This window comes from Eggerthella sp. (assembly GCF_048329335.1).
GTDB classification, from domain to species: Bacteria; Actinomycetota; Coriobacteriia; order Coriobacteriales; family Eggerthellaceae; genus Eggerthella; species Eggerthella lenta.
Window position 1 is genome coordinate 1 of the sequence record NZ_DBFEGU010000095.1, and the last position, 2,743, is coordinate 2,743.

The following is a 2,743-nucleotide window of genomic DNA, read 5'->3' on the forward strand; positions in this document are numbered from 1 at the left end:
CACCATACCACGCCCCCCGATCCGACCCCCGACACGGGCACCGTACCGTTGCCTGCGACGTTTCCCCGGACGTCGCAGGCCTGTCCGAACGGATGTTTCACGTGAAACATCGACATCGAAAGATGCATCATCGCCCGAAAAACACGCAAAACGGCCTTCTAGCGTGTTTTTCGGGCGATGATGCGACGCTGCGACCCTTCTGCAACGTGCCGCGCCGCCTCTCTCGGGGCGGCACGGGCGATTCGCTCGGATGACGCAAGCGGCTTACTTCTTCACGTTCATCGCCCTCATGGCGTTCAGGATGGCGATCACGGCAACGCCTACGTCGGCGAACACGGCCAGCCACATGTTGGCGATGCCCACGGCCGCCAGGACCAGCACGAGGAACTTGATGCCGAGGGCGAACACGATGTTCTGCCACACGATGCCCATGGTCTTGCGGGCGATGCCGATAGCGCGGGCGATGTTGGACGGCTTGTCGTCCATGAGCACCACGTCGGCCGCCTCGATGGCCGCGTCCGAGCCCATCGCGCCCATGGCGATGCCGATGTCGGCGCGCGTCAGCACGGGCGCGTCGTTGATGCCGTCGCCCACGAACGCGAGCTTGCCCTTGCCGGAGCCGTGCGCATGCGTCTCCTCCAGCAGCTTCTCCACTTCGGCGACCTTGTCCTGCGGCAGCAGCTGCGCGCGGAACTCGTCGATGCCCAGCTCCTTCGCCACGGCGGCCGCCACGTCGGCGCGGTCGCCCGTCAGCATGACGGTCTTCTTCACGCCCGCGGCCCGCAGCGCGGCGACGGCCTCGGCTGCGTCGGGCTTGACGACGTCGGCGATGACGATGTGCCCGATGTACTCGCCGTCAAGCGACACGTGCAGGATGGTGCCGGTCAGCTCGCACTCGTGGCAGCCCACGCCGCATTCGCTCATCAGCTTGTCGTTGCCCACCAGCACTACGTGCTCGTCGATCTTCGCGCGCACGCCGTGGCCGCTCTGCTCCTGCACGTCGTCGATGCGCTGCTGGTCGATGGGCCCCGAGTACGCCTGCTTCACCGACAGCGCGATGGGGTGGTTGGAATACGCTTCGGCGTGCGCGGCAATGGACAGCAGGCGGTCGGGGTCGATTCCCGCCTGCGGGTGGATGGCCACCACGTTGAACGAGCCGTCGGTGAGCGTGCCGGTCTTGTCGAACACGACGGTCTCGGTGCCGGCGAGCGTTTCCAGGTAGTTGCTGCCCTTCACGAGGATGCCCAGGCGCGAGGCGCCGCCGATGCCGCCGAAGAACGACAGCGGCACGCTGATGACGAGCGCGCACGGGCACGACACCACGAGGAAGATGAGCCCGCGCTGCACCCAGTCCGACCAGCCGCCGCCCAGCAGCAACGGCGGTACGACGGCCAAGAGCACCGCGATGCCCACCACGGCCGGGGTGTAGTAGCGCGCGAAGCGGGTGATGAAGTTCTCGGTCTTGGCCTTCTTCTCGGCCGCGTTCTCCACGAGCTCGAGGATGCGGCTGACGGTGGACTCGCCGAAGGGCTTGGTCACGCGCACGGTGATGAGGCCGGTCATGTTGACGCAGCCCGAGATGATCTCGTCGCCCTCGCGCACTTCGCGCGGCACCGACTCGCCGGTGAGGGCAGCGGTGTCCAGCTGGGACGTGCCGGACAGCACCACGCCGTCGAGCGGCACGCGTTCGCCGGCTTTCACGACGATCTCGTCGCCCACGGCCACCTCGTAGGGGTCCACCTGCACGAGCTGCCCGTCGCGCTCCACGTTGGCGAAGTCGGGCGCGATGTCCATCATGTCGGCGATGGATTTGCGGCTCTTGCCCACGGCGTAGCTTTGGAACAGCTCGCCTACCTGGTAGAACAGCATGACGGCCGCGCCTTCGGCCATGTGCGGGTCGCTGTCGGGGAACAGCACCAGCGCGAACGCGCCGATGGTGGCCACGCTCATGAGGAAGTTCTCGTCGAACACCTGGCCGTGGCCGATGTTCTTCGCCGCGCGCAGCAGCACGTCGTAGCCGGCGATGAGATAGGGGACGAGGAACAGCGCGAACTCCGCCCATAGCGCCGCCGTCTCGCTGCCGAGCCACGTCGACAGCGGAAGCAGCTCCGCCACGACGTACACGACGACGAACAGCGCGATGGCGAGGAGGATGCGGTTCCTCGTGCGTTTCTGTTTCTTGTTCATGATCTCCAACCTTGCAGTTCGGGGTTCGTCATCCTGAGCGGAGCGCGTCAGCGCGGAGTCGAAGGATCCCGCGCGGCGGTAGCTGGAAGTCTGCCGGCTGACACTGCGCGGGATCCTTCGAACACGTTGCGCTCGCTCAGGATGACATCGGCTTTCGCTCGTTATGGATGAGGGGATAGGATACGCGAAGCCGAAGTTAGCGCAGGATGACGCAGTCCGGTTCGAACTTCTTGCAGGCGTGCTGAGCTTCGTCCAGCACCGCTTCGAAGCGGTCGTCGTCGGCTTCCAACACCAGCTTCTGCGTCATGAAGCTGATAGAGGCGCTTTTCACGCCTTCGATGTTCTTGATGGCGTTCTCCATCTTCGCGGCGCAGTTTGCGCAGTCGAGATCCTGGAGTTTGAATGCCTTTCGCATGGCGGTGTCCTTTCGTTTCGGCGTTGTTGCGAGCGGGGGCGCGCGGTGCGGAGTCGAAGCATCCCGTGCCGCGGTCGATGCGGGGCTTATTCGCAGATATGGGTCATGCCCTGGGCGAGCATCGTGTACACGTGGTCGTCC

At 65.5% G+C, this 2,743-nt stretch carries 2 protein-coding genes; both read right to left on the minus strand.

Annotation, left to right across the window (positions count from 1 at the left end; genetic code table 11):
- Positions 1-264: 264 nt before the first annotated feature.
- The gene (locus ACMO6A_RS03045; RefSeq protein WP_009306952.1) at positions 265-2,187 is read right to left on the minus strand and encodes a heavy metal translocating P-type ATPase; all 1,923 of its coding nucleotides are present in this window, start codon (positions 2,185-2,187) and stop codon (positions 265-267) included.
- Between the two features lie 196 nt (positions 2,188-2,383).
- Entirely contained in the window at positions 2,384-2,602 is a 219-nt protein-coding gene (locus ACMO6A_RS03050) for a cation transporter (RefSeq protein ID WP_009306953.1), read from the minus strand.
- Between the last annotated feature and the right edge of the window lie 141 nt (positions 2,603-2,743).